We start from the raw sequence: 25,259 nt of genomic DNA, 5'->3' as shown, positions 1-25,259 counted from the left end.
CCTTAATATCAAGGCGTTACTTTGCAAAAATGGCAGCCCCTTTTAAGAAGTAACAACGATGAGAGTAAGCACCTGTGAAGCGCCCAAAGGGTTGGTTTAAAAGCGAATTATACTGCGTTATTGATTTTAACCATAGAACCACTATTGTTTGCAATCAATGCCTTGCCTAAATCGCTTTTAATTCCAACTGAAACTCGCACCTTGAGGTGGTTTGGGTATTAACATTATTGTCTGTAACAGATGCAGTTATGTTAGTTATTTTGCCTTGCTTTAGCGACCGTTATTTTGCTTACATGTATTTAAAAAGTGGCGATAAACTGGGTTATCTTTCATATTCTTTTTCATCGCTAAATACATAGGGCGAGTAAGGCCTAGTGCACCTAACGGAATAGACTTAATGAGCCCCTGGCTTTCATAAGGGGTGACTAGCCAGTCTGGTAATGCTGCAACGCCCATACCTGCACTCACTAATTGAAATATCAATAAGCCTTGGTCAACCGTTTTAAGCGTGCCATCAAAGCGTGCATTTTGAATAAAATGTTTAAAGATGTCTTGGCGCTCACGGGGAATAGGGTACGAAATAATTGTTTCGTTTTTTAAATCAAGGGCGGTGACATAGGCTTTTTTTGCCAACTCATGATCCGGTGCAACGATTAGTTTTAATTTAAAATCAAACAGGTGAGCATACTCAAGCTGATCGGGTTCACGAATATCAGAAGTCAGCACTAGATCTAATTCATCATTAATTAAATCTGGAATGGCGTCGTAACTAAAGCCGCGCTCGTAATCAATTTTAATATCAGGCCAAAAATTATTAAATTCTTTTATGGTTGGGAGCAACCAATGAAAGCAGGCATGACACTCAACGCTTAAACGTAAATTTGAGATTGGCTGGTTAAGGCTTTCTTTTAACCGACATTTTGTTGCCTCAACACGAGGTAATACTTCATTAGCAAGCTCCAGAAGTAGCATACCTTGCGGAGTAAAACGCACAGGCTGTGTTTTACGTTCGAACAGCTGGCAATCTAACTTATTCTCGAGATCTTTAATTTGATGCGATAAAGCCGATTGAGTTAAAAACAACTCACGGGCGGTATTGACCAAAGAGCCTGTTTCTTTAAGGGTCGCTATGGTTTTTAGGTGCTTTATATCAATCATCTTTAAAAAATCTCATGGAAAATGTGAGTCTAACTCAGATTACGAACATACTACGCCTTAGAATTTAATTTTTCAACGTCTAGACGTCTAAAACCTGAAGTTATTTTAACTGCTTTTTTACAATACGCCTTTTTATAAATAATTGACAGCGTTGTCATAAGGTTTTTTGTAGTTTAACTATGAAATTCCATGAATTTACCTCAAGTTGAAACTTGCAGTTTAAATCGTGATACATCTTGCGATTAGTAATTTGATATTTAATTAAAATTACTGAGAGTAGGGTTTAGTTGTTTGCTAAGATATTATTTTTTAAGGTGTTATTATCTTCTATTAGGTGTAACGTGATTTTTTAAAGGAATGCTTGTGATACGTACCGTACTTTTACTCTGTGCATGCTGGGTGTTGCCTGTTTGCGCTGGCACTATTTACAGCCAGTTTCCAACAGAGATTGACCCGCATGGTCACTATGTTTTTTATTCACATGGTTTTATCGTCGAAGGGACAAACCCTAAGCCTGTTCACAAAACCTTTGGTGTTTATGACTTTATTGCAGTAAAAGAAGCACTGACAGATGAGAGCTATCATTTAATTGCCTATCACAGGCCAAAAGGTACTGAGCCATTTACGTTTGCGAAAAAACTCGCTGCAGATGTTGAAGCATTGATCAGTGCCGGTGTTGCTGAGTCAAACATTAGTTTGATTGGTTTTTCACGGGGCGGGGCATTATCGATACTGGCAGTCAATGAACTTAAACGCACACATATCAACTTAATTATATTGGCAGGTTGCGCAGGCCTTATAAAAAATCACACATCAGTTAAGGCTTATGGCAAGGTGTATTCTATCTTTGAGCGCTCAGATCAGGTTGGCTCTTGCCAATTTTTAATCGATAGAAGTGACGTAACTAAGTTTGAAGAAATAAGCATTAATACAGGGCTCTCCCATGGCGCATTTTATAAACCAAAAGATGAGTGGCTGTTACCAATTAAGAAGTGGTTAAAGGATTAACTATGCCTTATTTACTGTTAGTTATTGTGATCAGTGTTTTGGGCGTGAGCGATGTAAGCCATGCTGAGCCGTTTACTTTGCCACGTACTAATACTGTGTTACTCAAAGATAAACATACCAAAAACGAATACCCCATTACGATTAAGTTGCCACGCAGCTACCAAAAGCAAAACCAGAAGCGCTACCCAGTTGTTTACCTGTTAGATGCAAACTACAGTTTGCCAATTACCTCTGGTGCTAGTCGCTTTATGATGAATTCGGGGACTATAGAAGAGGTAATTATCGTTGCAGTAGGATATCAAAAAGGTGTATCTGGACTTAATAGCCGTATTTATGACTATACGCCATTTGAAGATAAAAATTGGCAGCGTAAAACTGGCGGAGCAAGTCAGTATCTAAACTACCTAAAACATACTGTATTGCCTTATATTGAGGCCGACTTCAGAACAACCCAAAAAAGTACGTTAGTCGGTAACTCACTTGGCGGTTTATTTGCGGCTTATACCTTATTCACTGAGCCTTCGCTTTTTTCAAATTATATTATCGGCAGTCCTTCAGTGTGGTTTAAAGAAAACTCAATATTAGCTATGGCTGTAAAACCAGCTGCCAACACAACAAAAGTTTACATCGCAGTGGGAGAACTTGAAGAAAGCGAAGGCGAAAAAATGGTGTCGGGGGCAAGGCAATTAGCAGCTAAAATTACTAAACAAAGCGGCGCGCTGGTTACGACAAATTTATTTGTTATTCCTCAGGCACGCCATGCAACGGCATTCCCAACAACGATTACCCAAGCCTTAGACTGGATTTACCAGGTTAATGATAACTAAAGAGCGTGACACTTTTTATATTTTTTGCCGCTACCACAAGGGCACTCGTCGTTACGGCCAATTTTAATATCTGCAACTGGCGTTATATCACCATCTAGGTAACGCCATAGGCCATCTTCTTTAATAAAACGCGACTTCTCGTGTAACTCACAATACAAGCTTTGATAAAAGTAATTAGCTTTAAATTCTACAAAACCTTCTTGCTCGTTATGTTCAGTATCTAAAACACTTAGCTTGGTAAAACGGCAGCTATTAGCAAAATCTTTAATTTCGCGAACAGGGTTCGCGGCTTGCTGGCTTTGTGCATAAGTACTAAATACATATTTTGCATCTTTTAGCGCGTATGCACTAAAACGAGAACGCATAAGTTGCTCTGGGGTATCAGCTTGGCTTGCACCGGTATGAAAAGGCTGGCAGCAAAGCTCGTAAGTCGATTCGCTGCCACAAGGGCAAAGGGAGTGTGTGAGTGATGTCATAACAACTTACCTAAAACTATAAATTGTTATTTTAACAAGCCTATTGTGGCTGCGGTACTAAATTGTTTAATTGAGCGCTTTTTGTAAAACAATAAAATTTTGCAGATGCCTGCTCAAGGTTTAAGTTCATCGAATCAAGTTGATGATTGTTTACAATATCTGTCCATGTGATCACAGCAGCAAAATTACCGTTATGTAATGCTGAACTAAGAACGTATTCAAGATTAACTAAATGTTTTTGTCTGATCACAAGTAGTTTGCTGGTATCAATCGAACACGAATCTAGTAAAGCTTTACTAGGAACATGATCAGGAGCAATTAATAGTGTCCATGCATTTTGGCTATTGTAATGATGCAATACTTTTAATAGCTCAAAAGTTGCTGAAATTTCGTCTTCAATCTGAATTAAATTAACAGACGCTTTATCGTTATCTTGTTGGTAGCTTTTAACTGTTCTTAAGGTAATTGGCTGTAACATAACTTTCACTCACTGGTTGTTTATACAGTATGTGTATACAGTAGTTTATACAGTGTTTTTGCGCAAGTACTTTTTTGCTATTTTTTAACCAATGATTCAGTTTTATTTTAGTCAAAATAATTTAATTGTTATTAAACAGTGGTTTACGGTTTTATTTTGAAGGTTGGAAAAGGTGAAAAATTTACCACTAAAGATATACAGTATTTTATACAGTACTGTGTAAACTGCTAAATTTTGATTCTATACAGGTGTTTTGCATAAAAAAGCCGGCATAATACCGGCTCTTTATCTTTGCAATTTTGCTACTTATCTAAGTAGGTATTTAAGAACTCAAGGTATGCATTTGAGGCTTTTATGCGGTTTTCTTTTTTAGTAAAACCATGGCCTTCATCATCGAATAATACATATTCAACAGGCACACCATTTGCCTTTACAGCGGCAACAAGCTCATCGCTTTCAACTTGTAAAACGCGTGGGTCGTTAGCACCTTGGATCACCATTAATGGCTTGGTGATGTTTTTAGCATGAAATAGTGGCGAAATGGCACGGTGACGTTCACCGTCTGTCGCTGGGTCGCCCATTTCATCATACAGTGCCTTTTTAAAGCTTTCCCACCATGGTGGAATCGAGTTTAAGGTTCTAACCCAGTTTGTTACACCAAATATATTAATGCCTACTTTGAACTCTTCAGGTTCAAAGGCAAGTGCTGCGGCGGTCATAAAGCCACCATAGCTGCCCCCCATGATGCCAATTTTATCAGCATCAACCCAATCTAGGCTTTGTAAGTGTTTTTTACCGTAAACAATATCTTGTAAATCGTCAGTGCCGTGTTTTTTATCATCTAAATGGAAGAAGGTTTTACCATAGCCTGAGCTGCCACGGTTATTAACTGCAAAAATGGCATAACCATGATTGACTAGATGCTGCTGCATTGCACTATATCCTGTGCGACTTTGGCCGCCAGGACCGCCGTGTACCCAAACTAAAGCTGGTACTTTGTTGTTGCTGTTAGCTTGCTTAGGCTTATATAAAACCCCAGGGATCTCTAGACCATCAAAGCTTTTAAAGCGCACAATTGTGCTTTCAACCAAGTCATTTTGATCAATGGCATCACTTAATGTGTTGGTTAATTGTTTAGCTTTTGATTCACCGAGTTGCCAAACAAATAGGTTACTTGGTGAGGTATCTGAATTTAAATAAAACGCCATGGTCTTTTCATCAGCTGAAAAGTTCACACCACGTAAATTACCAGCTGGCAGCGATGGCATGGCAATACCTTTACCGGTGGTGGTATCAATTATCGACACTTTAGTGCTTGCGTCAGCATTAACACCGCTTACTTGATAACGGCCAGATTTAGAGAAGTAAATAAAGCTTACATCCCACTCATCTTTGAGGGCAGGGCTGTGCTCGCCGGTCGTTAAGTCATAGCGCCACACTTCTGCAAATTCACCTTTGGCATCGGTTGAGTAATATAATGATTTACTGTCTCTTGAGAAGGTTTCGGGGCCATATTTAGCGTCATCGTCATGACGGGTAATGAGCTCTGGTTTCAGTGTTTTCTTACGCGTATCGAGAATAAATACATCGCTGTCTTTGTTCGAATTGTTTTTCGATAAAGCAATAAAGCGGCCGTCAGGGCTTATCGCACCGACATCTAGCCCCATAGTATTTTGATAAACAGGCGTTACTTCATAGCTGTTAGCATCAACACGATATAGGTCCATAAACTTAGCATCACGCTGATTGCTGGTTATAAAAAAGTGTTTACCGTCTTCTGTGAAGCCTGCAAATCCTGCACGGGTTTCTTCACCTGGCGTAAGATCTTTAACTGTGCCATCTGTTTCGCGAACGTAGATGTGATAACGCTCGTTACCGCCTGAGTCTTTAGTAAATAGTACGCGCTCATCTTTAGGGAAATAAGCCACAGCATAAGTACTGTCTTCAAAGTCTGTTAAGCGGGTTTTTTTGGCGGTTTTTATATCTACTTCATAAAGGCTATAAATGCCGCTTTCGTCACTGCTAACGAGTATTTTGTCGCCTTTCGGTGAAAAGCTGCTGCCCATAATTGAGGTTGTATCAAAAAAGGTTTCAGCATCATACTGTTTAACAGTTTGGCTTTGTTGCACGCTTTCGGTGCTACTTGTTGATGGGGTTGATTGAGAACATCCTGCAAGCGCAAGGCTAAGCGCGCATGCAACGGCAGCTAGTTGAAAACTCGGTTTCATTGTAATTATTCCTTGTTAATTTTTCGTTATCAAGTGTTGCCTGTTCATAATCTAAACGCAAGTTTTACCACTTCGATATTTGTTACAAATCATGTAAATAAATAGGGACATGAGTGTGCTACTATTTTTTCATTATTAAAGGAATAAACATGATTGAAATTAACAACCTCAATAAGCGCTTTGCTTCAGCCCACGTTTTTGAAAACTACAGTAAGCTATTACAAAGTAAACGAGTTTGTTTACAGGCAGCGAATGGCAAAGGAAAAACAACATTACTGATGATGCTAGCTGGCCTTGAAAAGCCACAATCAGGGCAGGTTTTATATAATAATGAAGCATTAAAGTCGCCGCAAAACGATGTTTCAATTGCTAGCGACCGTATTGCTCTGCCGGGTTTTTTAACCGCGCGACAAGTTATTGAACTTAGTTGCAAGGCGTTAAAGAAAGATATGCCTGAGCAACTCATTACTGGATTTAACTTTACAGAGCACCTTAATACTCGTTTTAGTGCTTTGTCGAGTGGTAACCAAAAGAAATGCCAGCTTATCACTGCTTTTTTAAAGCAAGCTCCATTTTTGCTATTAGATGAACCGAGTGCAGCACTTGATCAAACAAGTATTCAATTTTTGCTGACCTTACTTGATGGCTACTTAGATGATAAACCTAATGGGCAAGTCATCATTACAAGCCACGAACCTGAGGTGTTTATACAGCATGGTTTTGAGTGTACAGCATTATGATTGAATCTCTTGCTAGCTACGTGTCATTCCTTTCTTATAGATACCTAGCATATACAACCACTCTCAAAAGCATGCTATCTCAGTTAAAGAGTTTTAGCTTGCTGTTCGCTCTGGTACTAGGCCCTGCATTTCTTGGTATGGTTTTACTTTTGTTTTTAGGTCTTGGGAAAATAGTCGATAGCCATGCAGAACCCGCTTACGGTGCAAAAATAGCTGTGGTTTATCTTTTACTTGAATCGGTGATGTTATGGGCCATGGCATCAGCCATTAAAAATTCGCAAAATAGGGCGTTTCAGCGAAGCCTTTATAAATCCTCTTGGCGAGTATGTGCTGACTGCAAGTTACTACTTTTAAGTAATGCTTGGCTCATTGCCAGTTTATTAATCGCAATAGATCTATCGTTAAAGCAATGGCTACAAGTACCTCATTTTATGCTGTTCATGTTGTTGCAGTGGCTATGTGGAGTATTTGTTCTTTATAGGCCGCGTGCACTTTTTTATAGTTTATTGCTCAGTTTTGTCTTGGTATTACTGCCCGTTAGTTTATCTCCGCTGCAATACTATCTGGGTTTTGTCGCTATTTTCGGCTGTTCGATTTTACTCCCACCTGTAAGAATAAGTCATAAATTAAAAGTACACTCGCTTGCTTTATTTTGGCTTAGCTACTTCATACAGCACAGCTGGAGCTTAATTTGGCGTGCGGCAATATTGGTTGCATGTTTGTTTGCTTTATTACAACTAATTGCAGTTCGCAATGACTTTAGTGACTTGCTACAGGCTGTGGCTTTTTCAGTATGCGTATTGCTAACAAGCTCGCTGCAATTCGATTGCTTGGATGTTTTTAAAAAATATCGGCTGTTCTTTCAAAGCAATAACCAAGATAAGCCGTTTTATATAAGCCAGTTTTTACCGAGCCATATATTTTTTTCTGTGGCTTTAATAGTCGTTATAAGCATGCTTGGCACTAACTTGATTTACATCCCTATAGGGGCAGTATGGTGTGTATTGCAGCAATATTTAGCGCAAAAAAAACCAGCGCAATTTGCGCTGGTTTGGTTTTTCATAACAATTGGAAGTGTTTTGCTAGCTTAAGCGGCGTCTGCTTTTTTATTGCTCTCGCCGCGGGCAACATTACCTGCAACTAAGTCTGCTGGGTCAAAGTCGTCAACGTTAATAACGTCAAGACGGGCTTTTTCAACTGCAGCTAGTTTGTCGGCTTCAGCTTGGCTTAAAATGCCTGCTTCTAGGCCCATTTGCGCTACTTTATCAAGTTGGAAGAAAGGCAGTTTTACGCCTTTTTCACGGCATACCTTGTCAAACAGAGGCTCAACTTCAAGAATGTCTTTAAGCGTTTGCTCTTGACGACCAACAAGGTTTAGTGGCTCGTTTTTAAGATAAATGTAGTTAGCTAAACGGTTACGAGTTTCGCTTGGTACTTGTAATAAGTGAGCAAGTTTGTGCTCAAGCTTATCCGTAGGCTTACGAACTGGACGACCGAATGGGAATAACATGATTTTTAGCATTGCACGTAGTGGTGCAGATGGCATGTTATTGATTAAGTCAGCGAGTGCACGTTGGCAGTGGTAAAGGTGATCTTGGCAGCTCCATTGAACAAGCGCAAAATCTTCTTTTTTACGGCCTTCGTCGTTGTAACGTTTAAGTGTTGCAGATACAAGGTATAAGTAGCTTAGTAAGTCACCTAAACGTGCAGAGATACGCTCTTTACGTTTTAATGAACCACCAAATACCGCCATGCTGATATCTGACATTAATGCTAATGATGCACTGAAACGTGACGCAACACGATAAAACTCAGCTGTTTCGTCTTTGTACGGTGTACTTGTGAAGCGAGCATTGGTTAATGCTAACCACTTAGTACGAACAAGGTTCGAAATAGTAAAGCCAACGTGACCCATTAACGCTTTATCGAATACTGCTAGCGCTTCTTCGCGGTCTTCAATTGCACATGCACCTAGCTCAGTTAACACGAATGGATGACAACGAATTGCACCTTGACCATAAATGATCATGTTACGCGTTAAGATGTTTGCACCTTCAACGGTAATTGCAATTGGCGCACCTTGGTAACCGCGACCTAAGTAGTTGTTTGGACCAAGCATGATGCCTTTACCACCATGAACATCCATGCCGTGAATAGTCGCTTCACGCATTTGCTCAGTTAAGTGGTATTTGATAATCGCAGAGACAACCGATGGTTTTTCACCAAGGTCAACAGCCCCTGTAGACATGCTAACTGCGGCATCAGAGCTATATGCGTAACCTGCAAGTTTTGCCATTGCTTCTTCAACGCCTTCCATTTGACCAATAGGTAAACGGAATTGACGGCGAATACGGCTGTAAGAGCCTGTTGCAAGCGCAATTGTTTTAATGCCACCTGTTGAGTTAGACGGCAATGTGATTGCACGACCAACAGATAAACATTCAACAAGCATACGCCAGCCTTGGCCGGCCATTTTCGGGCCACCAATGATGTAATCAAGTGGTACAAAGATGTCTTTACCACGAGTAGGACCATTTTGGAATGGAACGTTTAGCGGGAAGTGACGACGGCCAATTTCTACTCCCGGAGTATCTGTAGGGATCAGCGCACAGGTAATACCAGGTTCTTTGTCATCACCTAGTAAACCGTCGGGATCTTGTAGTTTAAATGCAAGACCAAGCACAGTCGCAACAGGAGCAAGAGTAATGTAACGCTTGTTCCATGTTAGGCTAATACCAACAACTTCTTCGCCGTTCCATTGACCTTTACAAACAACACCGTAATCAGGAATTGCACTTGCGTCAGAACCGGCTTCTGGTGATGTTAAAGCAAAACATGGGATCTCTTGACCACTTGCTAAGCGTGGTAAGTAATGATCTTTTTGCTCTTTAGTACCATAGTGCTGAAGTAATTCGCCCGGACCTAATGAGTTAGGTACACCTACGATAGAAGAAAGTAACGTTGATTTACTAGTTAGCTTTTGCAGTACACATGATTGTGCATAAGCAGAAAACTCTAAACCGCCAAATTCTTTTTTGATGATCATGGCAAAGAATTTATTATCTTTTAGATATTGCCAAACATCTTGCGGTAAATCAGTTAGTTCGTGAGTTGCGTGCCAGTCATCTAGCATGCTACACACTTCTTCAACTGGACCATCAATAAACGCTTGCTCTTCGATAGTCAGTTTAGGTGCTGGGTATTGGTGTAATTTGTTCCAGTCAGGACGACCACAAAATAGATCCGCTTCCCACCACGTAGTACCGGCATCGATTGCTGATTTTTCAGTATCCGACATCGTCGGGGTTACTTTTTTGAAAGCAGCGAAGATAGGTTTAATGATGTATTGTTGACGAACGCCAGTCACAGAAAGTGGCACAGCGATAAGTAAGAATAGTAGCCAACTAATTGCGCCAAACGCGCCAGCAAATGTGCCAACAAGTAAAGTCGCAACGGCAATACCTAAGCAGGTATTCCAGCTTGCTCTGTGGTAACTCGCAATACTAAGCAGCACGAGTAAACCAAGTAAAAATATGAGAGTCATTGATTATTCCTTAATAGAGGTCAGACCACCTCTTTTAGAGTAGCGCTAGAAAAGCGAATTATCAAGAGGGGAACAAGGATTAAAACGGCTTGTTGGGTGAGTTTTATTATTTTAAAAATGGCTATCAGTGCAAAAACATTTACAGCAGATGAAGAATTGTTGAGTAATTACTTATAATCAGCACCGTGACGGCAGCGATTAGTTGTGAATTGCTCAGATAGTTCTGAAAATCTCAGCATAGCAGTTGCCATCCTTTGCGGTATGTTTAACAATGAGCTCAGGCAGGGATCAGCCCATCATGCCTTCCTTCGATTAGTTTTATAGGTTAAGAGTTCTATGTGTGAGTTGCTTGGCATGTCGGCCAATGTACCAACGGATATTTGTTTCAGTTTTTCAGGATTATTAGAACGCGGTGGTAATACTGGCCCGCATAAAGATGGCTGGGGCATCACTTTTTATGAAGGTAAAGGCTGTCGTACATTTAAAGATCCAGAGCCAAGTTGCCAATCAGAAATTGCCAAACTCGTAAAAGCTTACCCAATAAAAAGTATTTCGGTAATAAGCCATATTCGCCAAGGTAATCGTGGTCGAGTGTGCCTTGAAAATACCCACCCATTTACTCGCGAGTTATGGGGACGCGAAATTACGTATGCTCACAACGGGCAATTATCAAATTATCATGATTTAAAACCAGATTACTATCGACCTGTTGGCAATACCGACAGTGAGCTGGCGTTTTGCTGGCTGCTCGATAAAATTCGCGAAAAATACCCAAAGCGTCCATCAAATATGGCGTCTGTATTTCGCTATGCTGCCAAGCTTGCTCACACATTGCGTGAAAAAGGCGTATTTAATATGCTACTTACCGATGGTGTTTTCGTTTTAGCTTATTGCACCAATAATCTACATTGGATCACACGCCGTGCGCCGTTTGGCAAAGCGACATTAATTGATGCTGATATGGTGGTTGATTTTCAAAAAGAAACCACACCGAACGACGTGGTTACTGTGATTGCAACAAGGCCACTCACCAATGATGAACGCTGGCAGAAAATGGAGCCAGGTGAGTTTGCACTTTTTAAAATGGGCGAAAAGATTTAAATAAAAGGTGAAGCGCTACTCAGGCGCTTCATTACTCACTTCATTATTTGTTACGGCGACTGGCGTGGTCACGGTAAATGAATTAAGTTGCACTTCAAATTGCTCTACGCCTTTTTCACCTTTCCACATACGAACTAGCATGTAGTCCATTTCTGGGGCAAACCAAGCGAGTGCTTGACGCTTGTCGTTATCATATAAACGTTTTACTTTAATCGCTTCTACATTGCCGATGGGCAATGAAATCATTTCTGTGCCGACAACTTCAAAGTTGTAGTTACGTAAATTGCCTTTTTTATCAACCAGTGGGTAAGATAATTGCGTTTTACCTTGTTTTAGCTCTTCGCGAACTTGCACTTGATAAGACAGTGAATCTTGAAATTCATCTGACCAATCAATTTTAAGAGGATATTTACTTTGGCTGCTTTGAACTTGTTTTTGCGTCGCATCAAATTTCAAGCTGTATTCTTTATCAGGCCCTGTGCCTGAGCGCTCCATGGTGTAACTCATTGGAGAAATTTTCTGATCGTGATAAGTAAACATGGATGTTTCTTTTCGTGAGTCCGAAAAAATCATCCATTCTATTTCACTGTGATAGGTGATCACGTAGTTACCGTCAGCGGCTTTTTTCAGCTCGCGTACTGCTTTACCATGGGTTTCGCCTTTACGAAGTACATCGTATTTGGCTTGGTATTGAGTGAGGTCGCCAGCTAAAACACTGGTAGGAAGTAATAAAGTGCCCACACAAGCGAGTAGGGCACTTAGATTTTTATTCTGGGTAGTGCGCGCCGTGTGCAGGAAGTTTCTTTTCGTCAAAAACTGCATAATCTGCTTCCATCTTGAGTCGTTGTTCACTGAACCACTTGACCACCAATGGATAGATTATATGTTCTTGCTGATGAACACGTTGTGCGAGTGTCTCTGCGGTATCGTTTTCGAGTACCGGCACTTTGGCTTGAAGAACAACGGGGCCGCCGTCTAGCTCTTCTGTGACAAAGTGAACACTAACACCATGAACGTCATCTTTTGCATCTATCGCTCGTTGGTGGGTATTCAGCCCTTGGTACTTAGGCAACAAAGAAGGGTGAATGTTCAACATTTTTCCCTTAAATTTTTGCACTAAGCTAGGTGTAAGAATACGCATAAAACCAGCTAATACAACTAGATTTGGTTCAAAATTGTCAATAATGTCCATTAACTCAGCATCATAGGCCTCGCGCGAGTCAAAATCTTTATGGCTAAGTACACGTGTTTGTATACCTGCATTTTTTGCTCGCTCAAGGCCATAGGCGTCGGCTTTATTACTAATTACAGCGGCGATTTCGGCCTTAATCTCACCACGCGCACACGCGTCGATGATGGCTTGAAGGTTTGAACCGCTACCAGAAATTAATACAACAAGACGACAAGGGGTCATTAGTCACGACCACCTAAAATTTCTACTTGCTCTTCGCCTGCTTTCGCATCTTGGATCTCACCGATATGCCATGCATTTTCGCCAAGATCTTTAAGGATTGTTAAGCTTTGCTCAAGTTTGTCAGCTGGAACAACTAAAACCATGCCTACACCACAGTTGAATGTACGGTACATTTCGTGTGTTGTGATGTTGCCGTTTTCTTGTAACCAGTTGAAAACAACAGGCCATTCCCAGCTATCACCTTTGATTACTGCTTTTGCAGATTCAGGAAGTACGCGCGGGATGTTTTCCCAGAAACCACCACCCGTGATGTGAGATAACGCGTGAACGTCAACCTGCTTGAATAGCTCAAGTAGTTGTTTAACGTAGATACGAGTTGGCTCTAAAAGGTGATCGCCTAGTGTTTTGCCTTCAAGCTCTGCGCTTGTGTCTGCGCCAGATACTTCAAGAACTTTACGAATTAATGAGAAGCCGTTTGAGTGAGGACCACTTGATGCAAGGGCGATTAATTGGTCGCCTGCAGCAACTTTAGTACCGTCGATAATTTTTGATTTTTCTACAACACCAGTACAGAAACCAGCCATGTCGTAGTCTTCGCCGTCGTACATACCTGGCATTTCAGCAGTTTCACCACCGATTAAAGCGCAGCCAGAAAGCTCACAGCCTTTACCAATACCTGTTACAACATCAGCCGCAGTATCTACGTCTAATTTACCAGTTGCATAGTAATCAAGGAAAAATAGTGGCTCTGCACCTTGTACAATAAGGTCGTTTACACACATAGCAACAAGGTCGATACCCACTGTGTCGTGCTTTTTAAGATCGATTGCTAAACGTAGTTTTGTACCAACACCGTCTGTGCCAGCAACCAGTACAGGCTCTTTATAGCCAGTTGGTAGTTCGCAAAGTGCGCCAAAACCACCGATACCGCCCATTACTTCAGGACGTCTGGTTTTTTTAACTACGCCTTTAATACGCTCAACAAGTGCATTACCGGCATCGATATCTACGCCCGCGTCTTTATAGCTAAGAGACTGTTTTTGTTCGCTCACAGGTTTTCCTCAAAAAAGTTGCATGTGGGTTGCTTAGAAACGCGCGTATTTTACAACAATTGCACTGGCGCGGCTAGTTGAAAAATCACTTTAACCGACTTGACAAGGACAGTTGTCCGGTTTTTTGTTTTCAAGTTCCAAGGCAAAAGTATCAGGCAAATGAACTTTTAACCTTGAAACTCGAAACTTCTCACTATTTGTTAAGCTTTCGCGGTTAAAATAGCGCGAAGAGGGGCAGGGTAACCTTCAATGGTTTTGCTGGTGTCATTTGGGTCTAAAAAGTCGACTAATGATTCGTTTTCCATCCACTGGGTTTTACGTTGTTCTTCAAGCGTTGTGATTGCGCAGTCTTTAACTTGTACATCTTTAAAGCCAACGCGCTCCATCCATAGTTTTAATGCCGCGGTGCTTGGGATAAACCATACATTTCGCATTTTCGCATAGCGGTCAGTTGGCACTAAAACTGTGTGCTCATCACCTTCAACAACCAGTGTTTCAAGGACTAACTCACCCCCTGGGCGAAGCTGTGCTTTTAATTGCGCTAAAAAGTCGATAGGCGAACGACGATGATATAAAACACCCATTGAAAATACCGTATCGAATGCTTTTAGCTCTGGCAGAGCTTCAACACCTAACGGCAATAAATGCACGTTTTCATCTTGGTGATAATGCTTTATCGCTTGGAATTGGCATAAGAACAAATCGGATGGATCAATGCCCACTACAAAATTAGCGCCTTCACCGCGCATGCGCCACAAGTGATAACCTGAGCCACAGCCAATATCAAGCACAGTGCGGCCTTTTAACGGTTCGATATGAGGCAGTAAACGATCCCATTTCCAATCACTGCGCCACTCAGTATCAATTTCGATACCGTGTAAGCTAAATGGCCCTTTACGCCATGGCATCATGCGCTTTAATAAATGCGTTAACTGTTTTTGCTGACCTTCAGATAGCTCATCACCGGTGCCAATTTGTACTTTATCCTGAAGATTCACATGGTTTGTGCTTACCTCAGGTAAGTTTTTCAGCACTTTTTGCCATTTAGGTAAATCACCGTGGCTGGCTTCTAGTTCCCAGTGCTTTAATTGACCTGGCAAAGTTTCGAGCCAGTGGCTAAGCGGGCTTTGTGCAATCGCAGCGTAAAATTGGTTAAACCATTGAGACATGAAATACTCTTTATATCGTTGTGATGATTACTTGATTGCAATCATCGAGCAGAAGTTAAAACATTGATACCACACTTGCGTTTGGCTAAAACCAATTTCACTTAATCGGTTTAAGTGGGTAGATAAATGATCAGGGCGCATGACATTTTCGATAGCCGTACGCTTTTGGCTGATCTCAAGCTCTGAATAGCCGTTATGACGTTTAAAATCATGGTGTAAATCAATGAGCAAATTATCGCATTGCTCATTTTCACCTCTAATTTTTTCGCTCAGCAGCAAAACACCGCCTGGTTTTAAATTTGCGTAAATCTTTTCAAGCACCGCTTGGCGCTTTTCAGGTGGAATAAACTGTAGTGTAAAGTTCATTGCGACCACAGAGGCATTCTCTATAGCTAAATCGTTGATATCACCTAGCGTAACTGTGACCGGCACGTCAGAGCGAAAACCTTGTAAATGTAATTTACAGCGCTCAACCATCGCTTCTGAATTATCAACAGCAATGATATTACAGTTATCAGTGCGAATATTGCGGCGCATACTTAAAGTTACAGCACCAAGAGAACAGCCTAAGTCGTATAGGTTTGAATTGCTTTGCGCGTACTCGCCAGCCAGCTTACCCATGGTGCTAACAATAGTTGCATAACCAGGCACCGAGCGCTGGATCATATCAGGGAAAACTTCTACTACATGTTGGTCAAAGCTAAAGTCTTTAACCGCTTGCTCAGTGGCATAAATACTGTCTTTTTGCGTCACGTGAACAGTCTCTTTAAAAAATAATACCGCTATTTTAGCATTTTTAACTGGATAGTCAGTGATAAATTCAGTAGCTTGGCTAGAATTATCAATAACAAGTACAAAAAAGAGAAGTTTAATGACAAAAAGCAAAGTGATCAGTACAGAAGATATCTTATCAACTCTGTGTCATTCAGTGACTGGAGTTCTGTCTTCAGCAAGCGGTAACGGTATTAGTTATTCTGCCATGGTTCAAAAAATCACCCGCACCTGTATGCGCCCAGATATTGGCTGTTTTGTATTGTTCGATGGTGGCTTTACCGGTCTTGTGGTAACAAACTTCACAGCGCAAGCAGCCATGGAAATTTACCATGACTATATGCGTAACATGGGTATGCCTGAGGACGAAATTGCACAAAGCCATTTATCAGATGATGTTGCAAACGTACTCGGCGAGCTGATGAACCAAATCGTTGGTGACTTTACGTCAAAAGTACGCGACCAGCTGCATACTTCTATCACGCAAAACCAACCTAAGATGATGGCGATTAACAAGCAGGTGCAAATCTCTGTTGATACCACCATGGATAGACCACAAGCACGCCGTGTGACATTCACTACAGCGAAGCAAAATATCTTCTATCTAGAGCTTGCAATGGATAAAACTGAATTTATCAAACTACATGATTTTGATATTTCAGAAGCCGTTGACCCTGATGACATCATCGAAAACGAAGCTAAACAAAAAGCTGAAAAGCAAAAAGCATCATCACAAGCAGACGATGCAGATGATGATTTTATGGCAGAACTTGGTTTGTAACCCAACGACTTGAGTTGTCAGCCATCAGCTTTCAGCTGTCAGATAAAATAGAGGCGCGGGTCAGACCGCGCTTTTTTGTGCTTTAGAGCAATTGATAACATCTTTGTCAGGGATCCCAATTAACATAATAGTCTCATCGTCTATTTTTTTGATTTTCGATTTAACTGTCACTGATGGCCCTCGAGTGAAGCTTTTAACAGACTCTGGTGAAAATAAATTTAGATCGTCTTTGATTAAATTTGTTTTATGGGTTTTAGAATTAAAGCTGATCATGATATCACCCTCGAAATCCATTTTTTCTGAGGATTCAACAGAGATAACAGAGACCAAATCAGGGTTTTGTTTAAAATAAAATTTAAAAAAGCTTTTTGAATATGAGTTTAAATCTTTAATTGAAGTAGTTATGTGGCTATCAACTTCTAGTATTGCATCGTTTGGTAATACTGATTTCATTTTGCAAGACCATTCACCATTTAAAAAACTATAATCTTCAAATGCGTTTGCAGTTGTACACTTAGAAATTAATAAAAGTATTATCAATACTCTATATAACATTCCATTTTTTCCTTTTAGAAAATACTCTATGCTTGTTCACTTCATCTAAATACCTTACAGCTTATAGCTTTGAACTTAAAGCTCGTTTAAAGCTTACATTCATCCAATTTATGCTTTACTCATAAAGCCTTAAATGGATTTGATGATTGCATGAATTACTTAAAAAACTTCATAACTAAATTTGTTTTCATGATGCAGAAGCGGCCGGGGTTGATGGCGGTGTTGGCTTTTTGCAGTGGTGTAGCAAGCTATGTCTTTGTTGAGAGAAAAGAGTCGTTTTCGCAGCTTATCTCTATTTTATTATTAGTCACTTGGTTGTGGTTGTTAATAGATAACTGGCTAAGAGATAAAGTAGAGGAGCGTTTTGGTGTGGCAGTGTCGCCCAACGTGATGCGCTTTGCGCTGCAAGTTGTGCAGCAAGAAAGTTTGTTTTTTGCTTTACCATTTTTCTTAGCGGTTACTACTTGGGACCATGGCCAGGCCGCGTTTACCGCTTTAATTATACTTTGTGCGTTCGTTTCTGTTGTTGATCCTCTCTATTATAAAAAGCTTGCAAGGCACAGTATCTGGTTTAGTGTGTTTCATAGCTTTTCTTTGTTTGTCGTGCTGTCGGTTACCTTGCCTATTTTATTAAAGTTAACGACCAGCCAAAGTTTTGAAATTGCACTAATAACAGCTGTTATTTTAACGGTCCCCAGTCTTGGCAATTTGATGCCCAATGCTAAATGGTGGCGTTTCCCGTTGTTGGTGTTATTGCTTTGTTCATTAGGTGCCGGGCTTTGGCAATTACGTAGTTTTGTGCCACCTGCAGCACTGCGTTTAACCGATATGAGTATGTCATATCAGTTAGATGCACAAGCTCGTAAACCGCTTTCGCCAATAACAGAACTCACTGAGCAGAGCTTACATGAAAACGGTCTATATAGTTTTAGTGCGGTAAAAGCCCCGCGAGGTTTAAATGAAAAAATCTTCCACGTTTGGGTGCATAATCGAAAAGAAGTTGACCGTATAGCCTTGGATATTTCTGGTGGTCGTAAAGAGGGCTATCGAGCGTGGAGCCATAAAACGAATTTCCCTGCAAATGCAGCAGGGAAATGGGTCGTTAAAGTGGTTACCGAGTCTGGGCAGCTGATAGGGCAAAGAAGGTTTGAGGTTTCGGAAGTTTAGCTGTCAGCTTTCAGCCGTCAGTTTTTAGCTGATCGAGATGGGGGATAGTTATTAGTGTTTTTGAACAACAAGAGCTTAACATTCATTCCCCAGGTTTTATGTTTTTGGTAGCTGATAGCTTTAGTACGGATTTTTCCCTTCACCTACCAGAACACTGAATATTCTTAAATCCAGTTCTAGTTGATGGTATTGCGGCTCCATGTGGCAGCAAAGTTGATAGAAGGCTTTGTTGTGGTCTTTTTCTTTAAAATGAGCCAGCTCGTGTACGACGAGTGCTTTGAGAAGTGGTTCAGGTGCGCGAAGCAGGTCGCTATTAATGGTAAGGTCGTGTTTTCGGGTTTTACCTTGCATACGAAAAGTATGGGTGCCTAAGGCATTTGTGACCATATCGCCTTGTTTTTTGAATGCAGCACGGCCAAAAGGCAGGGCATTTTTAAGGTAGCGCTTTTTCAGCTCAGTGGCGTAATTGTATAAAGCTTTATCGCTGGTAATGCTATGCGCATCAGGGTATTTGCCTTTAAGGTATTTTGCGGCTCTGTCACCATTAAATAGCTGTAACACTTGCTCAATGATATGGGGCGGGTAACCTTGAAAATAACGGCTGTAATCTTTCATATTTTCTCTGATAAATCGGGCGCTAAAATAAACTGCTTTGGCTTGCTTCGCGTTCACCCATAAAAGGCGCAAGCACGGGGTGATTGTAACCTAAATCTTGGCAAAACTGTCTTGCTAAAAGTGGTGACTGGCGATTATCTGCGGTATGAAAAAACAAATAGGGTGATTTTCCTTCATCAAGCCATTGCTTTACTTTTTTCAGCCATGGCTGGTAATACGACTTGTATTCATGTTCAAGACTGGCAATCACAAAGCGCAGCATAGGCTGATTTCCTGTTGCAATGGCATGCACAGGTAAATAAGGCTTTTTCTTTTGCGCATCAATGAGTGCATCGGTGTCGGCGGGAACAGCAAACAAAGAGCGGGTATCCATACTGATGCGGTCTATATTATTTTCAATTAACAGCTGATTTAAACGAATCTCAGCATCATCCTTATTAAAAAAGCCGGGGTGACGTACTTCTACACCGTAACTAAGTTGTTTGGGGAGTTGTGCAATAAAATTTGCAAGCAGGGGTAGGGCATCTGGTCCAAAGGCGCGGGGTAGCTGTAACATAATTTGCCCCGTTTTAGCAAAAATTGGCTCAAATAAGTTTAGCCACGCATTAAGCTCACTAGTTATATTCGTCAGCTGTAATTCGTGACTAAAACGCCGATGAAACTTAAAAGTAAATTTAAAGTCTTCGGGTACCGCATCATGCCAGCGTAATAATGACTCGTGACTTGGATCAGCATAAAAACTGGTGTTGCCTTCGACTGAGTTAAAGCATTGCGCATACTCACTGAGCATGTCGGCGCTTTTACAGTGACTAGAGAGCAAATTTCCTTTCCATGCGGTGCTAGACCACTGCGGACAACCTAAATACAGCATTAAATCAACCAATAAATTTAAACTTTAGCTAGTGTATCAAAAGAAATGTTTGCTCAGAAGTCGAGGTATATATTTAGCCCCCGACAGGCACTGCTGGCACTCGCATTTTGCGATGGTTTGGGTATAATGCTCTGCCTTAAATGATTACTTTGTATAGTGGCTTTTGCTCTCAAAATAGCGAACTCTTAAGAGCAGGCGGCTATAAGTCTTTAACTGACAGGAATACTATGCGCTCTATATATTGCGGACAGCTAAATAAATCTCACGTAGATCAAGAAGTTGAACTATGTGGTTGGATCAACAAACGCCGTGACCTTGGTGGCCTTATCTTCGTCGATTTACGTGACAGAGAAGGTTTAGTACAAGTTGTTTTTGATCCTGAAGTAGAAGGATTAATGGATACTGCGAATAAACTACGTCAAGAGTTTTGTGTGCAGTTAAAAGGTGTTGTTCGCGCACGCCCTGATAGCCAAGTAAATAAAGACATGGCAACAGGTGAAGTTGAAATTTTAGGCACAAGCTTAACTATCATCAACCGTTCAGAGCCATTACCACTTGACTTTAATCAGCAAAACTCTGAAGAGCGCCGCTTAAAATACCGTTACCTTGATTTACGTCGTCTTGAAATGAGCGACCGTATCAAACTTCGTGCAAAAGCGAGTAGCTTTGTGCGTCGTTTCTTAGATGACAATGGTTTCTTAGATATCGAAACACCGGTACTAACAAAAGCAACACCTGAAGGTGCGCGTGACTACTTAGTACCTAGCCGTGTTCACAAGGGTAGCTTCTACGCTTTACCTCAGTCACCACAGTTATTTAAACAATTATTAATGATGTCGGGCTTTGACCGTTACTATCAAATTGTTAAATGTTTCCGTGACGAAGACTTACGTGCTGACCGTCAGCCAGAATTCACACAAATCGATTTAGAGACGTCATTCATGAGCTCAGATGAAGTGCGTGCAATGACTGAGAAAATGATCCGCGAAATGTGGCAATCATTATTAGACGTTGACTTAGGCGACTTCCCAGTAATGCCATACAGCGAAGCAATGAGTTTATATGGTTCTGATAAACCAGACCTACGTAACCCAATGCAACTTGTAGACGTTGCTGATTTAGTGAAAGACGTTGAGTTTAAAGTATTCTCTGGTCCTGCTAATGACGAAAAAGGCCGTGTTGCTGTATTAACTGTACCAGGCGGTGCTGAGCTTTCTCGTAAACAAATCGACGATTACACTAAATTCATTGGTATCTATGGCGCGAAGGGCCTAGCATGGATGAAAGTGAACGACCGTGCTGCGGGCGTTGAAGGTGTACAATCACCAATCGCTAAGTTCTTAAACGAAGAGGTGATCAACCAATTACTTGAGCGTACTAACGCACAATCTGGCGACATCATTTTATTTGGTGCTGACAAGCGCAACGTTGTAAACGAAGCAATGGGTGCGCTACGTCTTAAGATTGGTGTTGATTTAGGCATTACTGATCTTGATAGCTGGAAACCATTATGGGTTGTTGACTTCCCTATGTTCGAAGAAGACGACGAAGGTACATTGCATGCGGTTCACCACCCATTCACTGCACCGAAAGGTATTTCTCCTCAAGAGCTTGAAGCAAACCCAGCTGGTGCACTATCAGATGCATACGACATGGTATTAAACGGCTACGAAGTTGGTGGTGGTTCGGTGCGTATTCACAATGCAGAAATGCAAGAAACAGCATTCAGAATTTTAGGTATCGAAGCGCAAGAGCAACAAGACAAGTTTGGTTTCTTACTTGACGCACTTAAATACGGTACGCCACCGCATGCAGGTCTTGCGTTTGGTCTTGACCGCTTAGTTATGTTGTTATGCGGTACTGATAACATTCGTGACGTTATTGCTTTCCCTAAAACAACTCAAGCATCATGTTTATTAACAGATGCACCAAGCAAAGCAAATGCAGATGCATTAACTGAGCTTGCAATTGATGTTATAGCGAAAGACGCTGAATAATTCATAATAACCTGAATTATAAGACTTAATGAATAATAACCCTAAGGTGTATGCCTTAGGGTTTTTTTGTGTTTAAATAAATATTTAGTATGTTCTTCAAGGAAAGAGTATGAATATCAATGCAACTTTAATCGGCCAAATAATTGTTATTTTAATCCCTGTGTTTGCCGCTATCAGCTATTACTTAGGTAAGCGCAAAACCTCAACACCAATCGTGGTGGCCGTTATTGGTGGGTTACTAGCGCTAATTCCATTGTTTGGTCTTATTTTTATTGCAGTACTTGCGCTTAAACAAGATATTGAGACCACCGCGTGATCGCAAGCCATTCGCTTTATTTTGAACACACCTTTGAAGCAAACCTTGCAGGGCAAACATTTTCGCATTGCGAATTTGAGCAATGTGAATTTATCGACTGTGACTTTAGCAATAGTCAGTTTGAAAACTGTCGGTTCATAGAGTGCGAGTTTAAAAACTGTAATTTAGCTGCCCTTGGACTTAGATACACCTCGCTTGAAGAAGTAAGCTTTAAACAGTGTAAATTAACCAGCGTGCGCTTTACTGATGTTGATTGGCCGCTACTCGCCAACCGTGCTCCAGTGAGTTTTGTTGGTTGTGAACTTAGCCACAGCAGCTTTTTTGAACTTAGTTTAAAAGCTTTAAAAATGCGTAGCTGTTTTGCCAAAGATGTTGATTTTAGACATGCAGATTTATCTTCAGCTGATTTTACTGATACGGACTTTCGTGACAGCTTGTTCCAACAAACCAACCTCAGTAAGGCTAACTTTATTGGCGCTAGCCACTTTGCTATTGATATAACTGCTAACAATATCAGTAAGGCCAAATTTGAACGTTATGCTGCTTTGGATTTATTAGCAGGGCTCGATATAGAGCTGGTGGATTAAATATTATTGCTACTTAAGAAAAGTTATGGATTTAAGTCCCATCACCTTAGAAGGTCAATTTGTTAAATTAGTGCCGTTAACGCTTGAGCACCGTGATGCTTTAGTTAGCGCCGCTTCAGATGGAAAGCTTTGGGAGCTTTGGTTTACCTCAGTGCCCAATGAAGAACGCGTTGACGATTATTTAAGTATGGCGTTTGAACAACAGTCACTTGGTCGCGCAATACCATTTGCTGTTATCGATAAACACACCGATGAGGTGATAGGCTCAACTCGCTTTTGTAATATCGACAATAAAAACCGCCGTTTAGAAATTGGCTATACCTGGTATGCCAAGCGTTTTCAGCGTACTGGGGTTAATACTGATTGTAAAAAACTGCTGCTGAGTTATGCATTTGAAACACTTAATGTGATTGCCGTTGAGTTTCGTACTCATTGGCATAACCAGGCTTCGCGCAATGCCATTGCTCGCTTAGGAGCGAAACAAGATGGGGTGCTTCGAAATCACCAAATAATGGCCGATGGATGCGTACGCGACACCGTGGTGTTTTCAATTATTGATGGTGAATGGCCTATGGTTAAACGTAGCTTAGAATTCAAATTAGAGCAGTTATAGTATGTTAAATATTAAAAAGGCGGCGCTAATGCTCGCGTTAACCCTTAGCGGGCAAACAGCCTTTGCAAATCAAACTGAGACACTGTTTGATACTGAGCGGGCACGCCATATTCCAGTGACCATTACAGCAGCCGATAGCAAATGCACGATAAATAAAAAATGCCCAGTGGCGTTTATTGGGGCAGGCTATGGTATGGCACATACAGACTATCAATTTGCCCAGCAGGCCTTTCATCAGCATGGTTATTTAACGGTTGAAGTTGCTCATGAGTTAAAAGGTGATCCGAGTTTAAACCCGGAGCCACCCTACATGACCACCCGTATGGAAAACTGGCACCGTGGTGTACAAACCCTTGAGTTTTTAGCCGTAGAACTTGCAAAGCGTTATCCTGCGTATGACTTTAATCAGCTCACTTTATTTGGGCACTCAAATGGGGGAGATATTGCAGCATTATATGCCGCTATTTATCCCGCTAAGGTTTCTAAGCTGATCACCCTTGATCATCGTCGTATGCTGATCCCGCGAAACAAAAATATTGCTGTACTGACACTACGCGGTAGCGATTACCCAGCAGATGGCAACGTATTGCTAACGCCGCAAGAGCTCGCTGCATACCCAGTGACGCAAATTAAGCTTAAAGATTTGCGCCATAACGATATGTATGATGGTGGCCAAAAAGCGCTTGTAACGCGTATGAGTAAAGAACTTAACGCGTTTTTATCCCGACATTGATGCTCAGTTAAAACTGAGCATCAATGTCGCTGCGAAAATTAAAATAGCCCATCTCGACAAGGTTGTTATACACACCCTCAATATTCAGTGGTAGCCATTGCTGGTACATTTTTAAATGGCTGTATTTAGGCAAGCTTATTTCTTTTTGTAAGGTCGCAAGGTTTTTACCTTTTAACATGCCATCGCGCACAGCGGTGTGTAAGTCTTGAATATAGTGTAAATAAGAGACAACATCATCGCGGTTGCCAGTATCTGCATGGCCACCTATAAATGCAGCAAACGCAGGTTCATTTAGCACTGCTTTGGTTGAATGCAGCATGCCGTTAATATCGTAACCAATCAGGTTTTTATATGGCATGCGGCCAAGCACAATCCAATCAACAACATAAAGTACATTGGCAGGCATAAAACGCATACTGACATTGCCGCGGCCATTATTGGGCCCATAATATTTCAGCTGCACGTAACTATCACCTAAATTGACTTTGAGTGTATCGGTAAATGTAAGATCAGGTAGGGCAGTAGGCACTTTATTTAATTTAAAGTCCTCAGCTGCAAACTGGTGAGCAACGACCGTGGTGGTGTTATCGATTAGTTCATTACCGCCCATCGCATGGTCAACATGGCTATGACTGTACAGCATGTACTTGATTTCGGCGTTAAAGGTTTTCTTGATATAGCTTTTTAAGTATTTTGCGGCATCGCTATTAATAGGATCAGTCACCAAGGCGAGGTTATCAACAATCATAAAAGCGCTGTGGTAATGGCCAGCATTAAATCGATATACGTTGTCTTTAATGTTTTCGACTTTATAGTTTGCTTGTTCTGCACAGATGGCCTGATTGGTAACGAGTATCAGCGCACTGAAAAGTAAGATTTGCAGACTTTTGAACATTAGCGATCCTTTAGCGTTGAAATGTGTCTAATTAACCATATCAAAGTTTAGCTAATAGTACATATTATACTACTTAAAGGCTTAGTTGATCTGTATCAAAGTTAAGGAGCTAAGCAAGGTAGGGCGGACATAAGTCCTTATGTTTTTGCCTGTGTTTCTCTAT

Annotated in this window: 26 protein-coding genes; 12 read left to right on the top strand and 14 right to left on the bottom strand. The window is 41.1% G+C overall.

The features are described from left to right. Window positions 1–270: 270 nt before the first annotated feature. On the bottom strand, window positions 271–1,158 hold the full coding sequence (locus tag ABMY41_RS07540) for a LysR substrate-binding domain-containing protein (RefSeq protein WP_054551603.1): 888 nt from the start codon (window positions 1,156–1,158) through the stop codon (window positions 271–273). Between the two features lie 363 nt (window positions 1,159–1,521). On the opposite strand from ABMY41_RS07540, the gene ABMY41_RS07535 reads away from it, so the two are divergent. Both ABMY41_RS07535 and ABMY41_RS07530 read left to right on the top strand, forming a co-directional pair. Continuing rightward, window positions 1,522–2,166 carry an alpha/beta hydrolase gene (locus ABMY41_RS07535; protein WP_251599768.1) on the top strand — a complete coding sequence of 215 codons (645 nt, stop codon included), beginning with the start codon at window positions 1,522–1,524 and terminating at the stop codon, window positions 2,164–2,166. Window positions 2,167–2,168: 2 nt separating this feature from the next. Further along, window positions 2,169–2,993 carry an alpha/beta hydrolase-fold protein gene (locus ABMY41_RS07530; RefSeq protein WP_175082155.1) on the top strand — a complete coding sequence of 275 codons (825 nt, stop codon included), beginning with the start codon at window positions 2,169–2,171 and terminating at the stop codon, window positions 2,991–2,993. Here the strand turns inward: ABMY41_RS07530 and ABMY41_RS07525 are convergent. From ABMY41_RS07525 to ABMY41_RS07515, 3 genes are all read right to left on the bottom strand, one after another. Continuing rightward, window positions 2,990–3,469 carry a YchJ family protein gene (locus ABMY41_RS07525; protein WP_175082156.1) on the bottom strand — a complete coding sequence of 160 codons (480 nt, stop codon included), beginning with the start codon at window positions 3,467–3,469 and terminating at the stop codon, window positions 2,990–2,992. The two genes, ABMY41_RS07530 and ABMY41_RS07525, sit on opposite strands and share 4 nt — an antisense overlap. Before the next feature lie 40 nt (window positions 3,470–3,509). Beyond that, window positions 3,510–3,947, bottom strand: coding sequence for a SulA-like leucine-rich domain-containing protein (locus tag ABMY41_RS07520; RefSeq protein WP_054551944.1), 438 nt, complete (start codon window positions 3,945–3,947; stop codon window positions 3,510–3,512). A gap of 302 nt (window positions 3,948–4,249) precedes the next feature. Next, window positions 4,250–6,175 carry a S9 family peptidase gene (locus tag ABMY41_RS07515; RefSeq protein WP_175079039.1) on the bottom strand — a complete coding sequence of 642 codons (1,926 nt, stop codon included), beginning with the start codon at window positions 6,173–6,175 and terminating at the stop codon, window positions 4,250–4,252. A gap of 149 nt (window positions 6,176–6,324) precedes the next feature. Between ABMY41_RS07515 and ABMY41_RS07510 the strand changes: the two genes are divergently transcribed. Continuing rightward, window positions 6,325–6,915 (top strand): ATP-binding cassette domain-containing protein, encoded by a 591-nt coding sequence (locus tag ABMY41_RS07510; RefSeq protein WP_349274422.1) that lies wholly within the window; start codon window positions 6,325–6,327, stop codon window positions 6,913–6,915. Beyond that, a complete protein-coding gene (locus tag ABMY41_RS07505; RefSeq protein WP_349274421.1) occupies window positions 6,912–8,006 on the top strand; it encodes a DUF6136 family protein in 1,095 nt (364 codons plus the stop codon). The genes ABMY41_RS07510 and ABMY41_RS07505 overlap by 4 nt, the downstream gene beginning before the upstream one ends. Here ABMY41_RS07505 and fadE read toward each other — a convergent pair. Continuing rightward, window positions 8,003–10,459, bottom strand: coding sequence for an acyl-CoA dehydrogenase FadE (fadE, locus tag ABMY41_RS07500; protein WP_349274420.1), 2,457 nt, complete (start codon window positions 10,457–10,459; stop codon window positions 8,003–8,005). The genes ABMY41_RS07505 and fadE overlap by 4 nt on opposite strands. A gap of 336 nt (window positions 10,460–10,795) precedes the next feature. Here fadE and ABMY41_RS07495 point away from each other — a divergent pair, with 336 nt between their 5' ends. Continuing rightward, entirely contained in the window at window positions 10,796–11,560 is a 765-nt protein-coding gene (locus ABMY41_RS07495) for a class II glutamine amidotransferase (protein WP_054561775.1), read from the top strand. A gap of 15 nt (window positions 11,561–11,575) precedes the next feature. On the opposite strand, the gene ABMY41_RS07490 is transcribed toward ABMY41_RS07495, so the two are convergent. The 5 genes from ABMY41_RS07490 to cmoA form a co-directional block, all read right to left on the bottom strand. After that, on the bottom strand, window positions 11,576–12,301 hold the full coding sequence (locus ABMY41_RS07490; protein WP_349274419.1) for a DUF3108 domain-containing protein: 726 nt from the start codon (window positions 12,299–12,301) through the stop codon (window positions 11,576–11,578). Window positions 12,302–12,326: 25 nt separating this feature from the next. After that, the gene (gene purN / locus ABMY41_RS07485) at window positions 12,327–12,974 is read right to left on the bottom strand and encodes a phosphoribosylglycinamide formyltransferase (RefSeq protein WP_054551594.1); all 648 of its coding nucleotides are present in this window, start codon (window positions 12,972–12,974) and stop codon (window positions 12,327–12,329) included. Beyond that, a complete protein-coding gene (gene purM, locus ABMY41_RS07480) occupies window positions 12,974–14,026 on the bottom strand; it encodes a phosphoribosylformylglycinamidine cyclo-ligase (protein WP_054551593.1) in 1,053 nt (350 codons plus the stop codon). The genes purN and purM overlap by 1 nt, the downstream gene beginning before the upstream one ends. Window positions 14,027–14,226: 200 nt before the next feature. Continuing rightward, window positions 14,227–15,195 carry a tRNA 5-methoxyuridine(34)/uridine 5-oxyacetic acid(34) synthase CmoB gene (cmoB, locus tag ABMY41_RS07475; RefSeq protein WP_054551592.1) on the bottom strand — a complete coding sequence of 323 codons (969 nt, stop codon included), beginning with the start codon at window positions 15,193–15,195 and terminating at the stop codon, window positions 14,227–14,229. 27 nt (window positions 15,196–15,222) lie between these two features. Further along, on the bottom strand, window positions 15,223–15,948 hold the full coding sequence (cmoA, locus tag ABMY41_RS07470) for a carboxy-S-adenosyl-L-methionine synthase CmoA (RefSeq protein ID WP_054551943.1): 726 nt from the start codon (window positions 15,946–15,948) through the stop codon (window positions 15,223–15,225). Window positions 15,949–16,066: 118 nt separating this feature from the next. Between cmoA and ABMY41_RS07465 the strand changes: the two genes are divergently transcribed. Further along, window positions 16,067–16,747: a DUF3334 family protein gene (locus ABMY41_RS07465; protein WP_063705977.1), complete on the top strand. Its 681-nt coding sequence runs from the start codon at window positions 16,067–16,069 to the stop codon at window positions 16,745–16,747. 60 nt (window positions 16,748–16,807) lie between these two features. On the opposite strand, the gene ABMY41_RS07460 is transcribed toward ABMY41_RS07465, so the two are convergent. Then, window positions 16,808–17,200, bottom strand: a complete 393-nt coding sequence (locus tag ABMY41_RS07460) for a hypothetical protein (protein WP_175082158.1) — start codon at window positions 17,198–17,200, stop codon at window positions 16,808–16,810. 252 nt (window positions 17,201–17,452) lie between these two features. Between ABMY41_RS07460 and ABMY41_RS07455 the strand changes: the two genes are divergently transcribed. Next, entirely contained in the window at window positions 17,453–18,469 is a 1,017-nt protein-coding gene (locus ABMY41_RS07455) for a DUF5924 family protein (protein ID WP_349274418.1), read from the top strand. A gap of 120 nt (window positions 18,470–18,589) precedes the next feature. Here the strand turns inward: ABMY41_RS07455 and ABMY41_RS07450 are convergent, their stop codons facing one another. After that, a complete protein-coding gene (locus ABMY41_RS07450) occupies window positions 18,590–19,084 on the bottom strand; it encodes a YgjP-like metallopeptidase domain-containing protein (RefSeq protein WP_289098082.1) in 495 nt (164 codons plus the stop codon). 22 nt (window positions 19,085–19,106) lie between these two features. Beyond that, window positions 19,107–19,955, bottom strand: a complete 849-nt coding sequence (locus ABMY41_RS07445; protein WP_289098081.1) for a DUF72 domain-containing protein — start codon at window positions 19,953–19,955, stop codon at window positions 19,107–19,109. Window positions 19,956–20,182: 227 nt separating this feature from the next. Between ABMY41_RS07445 and aspS the strand changes: the two genes are divergently transcribed. From aspS to ABMY41_RS07420, 5 genes are all read left to right on the top strand, one after another. Next, window positions 20,183–21,952, top strand: coding sequence for an aspartate--tRNA ligase (aspS, locus tag ABMY41_RS07440; RefSeq protein ID WP_175079050.1), 1,770 nt, complete (start codon window positions 20,183–20,185; stop codon window positions 21,950–21,952). Between the two features lie 109 nt (window positions 21,953–22,061). Beyond that, entirely contained in the window at window positions 22,062–22,268 is a 207-nt protein-coding gene (locus ABMY41_RS07435; RefSeq protein ID WP_058585269.1) for a hypothetical protein, read from the top strand. Next, entirely contained in the window at window positions 22,265–22,855 is a 591-nt protein-coding gene (locus tag ABMY41_RS07430) for a pentapeptide repeat-containing protein (protein WP_252948569.1), read from the top strand. Before ABMY41_RS07435 ends, ABMY41_RS07430 begins: the two co-directional genes overlap by 4 nt. A 25-nt stretch (window positions 22,856–22,880) precedes the next feature. Next, the gene (locus ABMY41_RS07425; RefSeq protein ID WP_252948567.1) at window positions 22,881–23,468 is read left to right on the top strand and encodes a GNAT family protein; all 588 of its coding nucleotides are present in this window, start codon (window positions 22,881–22,883) and stop codon (window positions 23,466–23,468) included. Between the two features lies 1 nt (window position 23,469). Then, window positions 23,470–24,201, top strand: a complete 732-nt coding sequence (locus ABMY41_RS07420; RefSeq protein ID WP_289098076.1) for an alpha/beta hydrolase — start codon at window positions 23,470–23,472, stop codon at window positions 24,199–24,201. 7 nt (window positions 24,202–24,208) lie between these two features. Here the strand turns inward: ABMY41_RS07420 and ABMY41_RS07415 are convergent, their stop codons facing one another. After that, window positions 24,209–25,096, bottom strand: a complete 888-nt coding sequence (locus ABMY41_RS07415; RefSeq protein WP_349274417.1) for an MBL fold metallo-hydrolase — start codon at window positions 25,094–25,096, stop codon at window positions 24,209–24,211. Window positions 25,097–25,259: the final 163 nt, after the last annotated feature.

The organism is Pseudoalteromonas sp. BZA4, from assembly GCF_040104395.1.
GTDB lineage: Bacteria > Pseudomonadota > Gammaproteobacteria > Enterobacterales > Alteromonadaceae > Pseudoalteromonas.
This window is presented reverse-complemented; position numbering and strand designations above follow the sequence as displayed.